General features: G+C 38.7%; 4 protein-coding genes. All 4 read right to left on the bottom strand.

Going from position 1 to position 3,629, the window contains the following annotated elements:
* A partial coding sequence (locus tag Q0F90_RS08130) for a sugar transferase (RefSeq protein ID WP_296004616.1) occupies window positions 1-382 on the bottom strand: 382 nt, incomplete at its 3' end.
* Window positions 376-1,575, bottom strand: a complete 1,200-nt coding sequence (locus tag Q0F90_RS08125; protein ID WP_296004614.1) for a DegT/DnrJ/EryC1/StrS aminotransferase family protein — start codon at window positions 1,573-1,575, stop codon at window positions 376-378. The genes Q0F90_RS08130 and Q0F90_RS08125, both read right to left, overlap by 7 nt.
* A 77-nt stretch (window positions 1,576-1,652) precedes the next feature.
* Complete coding sequence (locus tag Q0F90_RS08120) at window positions 1,653-2,264, bottom strand: CpsD/CapB family tyrosine-protein kinase (RefSeq protein WP_296004612.1); 612 nt, start codon at window positions 2,262-2,264, stop codon at window positions 1,653-1,655.
* Window position 2,265: 1 nt separating this feature from the next.
* Window positions 2,266-3,629: GNVR domain-containing protein (locus Q0F90_RS08115; protein ID WP_296004610.1), on the bottom strand; the 1,364-nt coding region annotated here is incomplete at its 5' end.

The raw sequence follows: 3,629 nt of genomic DNA, 5'->3' as shown, positions 1-3,629 counted from the left end.
GTTGTGGCAGTTCATCAAGGCGACAGCTACGAAGCATATTGCCCACCTTAGTTACCCTCATATCATTTTGTGATGTTACTTGAGCACCGAGAGACTCCGCATTTTTGACCATAGTACGGAATTTATAGATACCAAAGGTGCGACCATATTGTGTCACCCGAGTTTGGCGGAAGAAAACCTCACCTTCACTATCTCGTTTAATCATGATAGCTAACACAAGAAATACAGGACTCAATGTAATGAGCATACTAGCCGCTATAACGCGGTCAAAAATACTTTTACATAGAAGGCTTGTTCGTCTTTGATTTAATACTTCAAAGTACGGGCGCACCTCTTCACACTGTAACTCTTGAGGTAAATCGTGAAAGTTTTTTACTAACATTCGGTAATAATCCTTTTAAATGTTTCAATGACATATTGCACTTCTTCATCTGTTAACAAAGTATGAAGTGGCAATGTAATCTCATTTTTAAATTGATCATAAGCATTTGGATAGTCATCAATAGTGAAACCTAAATTCTTGTACGCCGTATGCATAGGAATTGGTTTATAATGCACATTTGTGGCAATACCAGCTTCAGCCATAGCTTCGATTACCTTGTTGCGGTATTCTGCATCCCGTCCATCTAAGCGAACTAAGTACAAATGACCACTACTTTGATAATCATCGTTATAATGACTTAATAATGTAACAGATAAATCTTTCAAACCTGCATCATAAGCTTCGATAATTTCCTTACGACGTGATAACAATTTTGGATATCTTTCAAATTGCGCCAAACCAATGGCAGCCATAATATCCGTCATATTACATTTATAATATGTGCCTTTAATGTCGTATTCCCATGCGCCAGCTTTCGTTTTAGCAAGAGCATCCTTATCTTGACCATGCAAAGATAGCAATTGGAATTGTTTATAAATAGCCTCGTCATCGTAGCCCTCAATGTGGCGCCAAGTAGCGCAGCCACCTTCGGCAGTAGTAAAGTTTTTTACTGCATGGAAGGAGAAACTACTGAAGTCAGCTACATTGCCTGTATGGACACCTTTATAGGTTGCACCAAAGGAATGAGCACAATCCGCTACGATTGGAATATGACCTAATGCTTTTTGAATATCATTGGCTGGAGTAAAGATAGATTTCTTGTCCTCTACAATAGAACGCAAGCGCTCATAGTCACAAGGCACACCAGCTATATCAACAGGAATAATCGCCTTTGTCTTTGGCGTAATGGCACGAGCTACTGCATCGTAATCCATTTCATACGAATCTTTTTGGGTATCAACGAGTACTAAGGTTGCACCTACGTGAACTACAGGGCTTGCACTAGCCGTATAGGAATAAGCACTCGTAATGACTTCATCACCAGGTCCAATACCTAATACGCGTAGAGACATTTCAAGCGCTGCAGTAGCAGAATTTAAGCAAACAGATTTAGGTGTGCCTAACTGTTCAGCAATCTTTTTCTCTAGCTCTTTAGTACGAGGACCTGTCGTAATCCACCCACTTTTTAAAGTTTCAATGACTTCGTTAATTTCTAACTCGGTAATATCGGGAGGAGAAAAATTAATTTTCATATACATCACCTCAATGCTTTCTGTACCATATTGATACGCTTGATGAATCTATTAGATTACAAATTAAATTACCTATATTAGGCATCAATTACGATGGAACCTAATAGAGGAATACCTACTTGAGTAAGGCGTTTTTTAGCTTCTATCAAATCTTTTGGGCTTGCCACTTCGTTTCTAACAACGAGCATAGCACCATCGGATTTCTCAGCTAATACAACAGCATCAGTAACGGATAATACTGGTGGCGTATCAATGATAACCACATCATATTCATCGCGTGCATAATCTAAAATTGTTGGCAATTTGCTAGAATCTACTACTTCAGAAGGATGCTGAACTACTTCACCTGCAGTCAATATATCTAAATGAGGTTGGACATTACGGTGAATCGTCAAATCTTCATCCATCATTACTGCGTTTGTAAGACCTTTATTCTGCACGTTAAAAGCTAAGTGCTGTACAGGATTGCGTAAATTGCCGTCAATCAGTAATACTTTGTTATTGTTTTTAGATAAAGCTAATGCAGTATTAGCAGCTACTTCAGAAGTACCTTCACCACTAGTAGCGGCCGTAATACAAATAAGCTTACATTTTTGTTGATTACATACATATTGTAAATTGCTACGCAATGTACGATATGCTTCTACGAGTGCTGTATCACCACGTTCATTAGAAATTAGTCTGATCATATTAACCTCTCACTTTGCGTAACAATGCTACGATACGATTACTAGGTTCTTCATATTCTTTTTCTTCATGATTAGGAATAACACCTAAGTTTTCAATGCCAAGAACATCATTGATTTCTTGTACAGATTGAACTTTGCGATTACAGAAGAATTGACCCAATGTGTAGAGGGAACCAAGGATGAGGCCTAAAATTGCAGAGCCTAATAGGATGAGAACCTTACGTGGAGCAATTGCCTTTTCTGGCAATGTAGGAGCATCTACGATTTGAACTTCATTTGGCACCATTACCTCTGCTACCTTCGCTTCTTCCAAGCGAGTAGATAACATTTGGTAGATATCTTGTGCCACATCTACATCACGTTTTGCTTGGATATAGCCACGTTCTTTTTCAGGTAAGCCTTTCATAGCTTCTTCGTTTGCTTTATCAAGTTCAGCTAATGTAGATTGTTTACCTTGAGCTACTGCAAGAGCGGCTTCATTTCTAAACTTATCAGCTAGCAAACCCTGTTGTGCAGAGTTGCTAGAAGGTGCTTGTTGAGACGCAATAGCATTAATTTCAGCATTTAGACCACTCTTAGCTTCTTCAATTTGTTGGTTAATTTCTTTCATCGCAGGATGTTCATCAGTATATTTACCAACATAAGAAGCCTTACGAGATTCAAGATCCGCTAATTGACCTTTATAAGCTTGAACTGTTGCACTGTCAGCAATACTTTTACCAGCAGAACCCAATTGTTCATTGATACTGCCTAGTGCAGCTTGCGCCGTTTCTAAATCAAGTTGATTTTGCGCTTTTTCACGATCGATAAGGGTAATCTTATCTGTTAAGCCTTTCATTTGATCAGCTGTGGAGTATACCTTGTTATCGACTTGGAATTGTTGTAATTTCTTTTCTGCTTGTTCTAATTCAGTTTTAGCAGTTACAACACGTTTTTGTAAGAATTCACGAGTAGCGCGTTGTTCAACATGAGAGATTTCAGTAAGGCGCTTCAAGAAGTTATCGATTAGCAATTTATTAGCTTCTTGAGCTTGTTCAGGACTTTTCCCTGTTACACTCACTTGTAATAACTCAGTTTCCTTATACGGTTTTGTTTCAATGCGCGTTTTTACAAACTCCTCGTAGGTAGGCGCATTACCTGTACCTTCAGGATCTTCAATAGCAGCAATCACTGGTTCTACTACATTACGGCTTTTTAAGATTTCTGCATCTGTGTTCATCAATTGACGAGACATAGAGTCAGAATAGCCATTGGAGCTAGATAATACAGAATTACTCAAACCTTGAGCCTGTTTAATACGCAACATAGATGTAGATTGATATGTAGCTGGCGCTAGGAAACCATAAGCGCCACCTAGTACTATGC

The organism is uncultured Veillonella sp. (assembly GCF_934190855.1).
In the GTDB taxonomy this organism is placed as follows: domain Bacteria; phylum Bacillota; class Negativicutes; order Veillonellales; family Veillonellaceae; genus Veillonella.
Note: the sequence above shows the minus strand (reverse complement) of the source record. Positions and strands in the feature narration are given on the sequence as shown.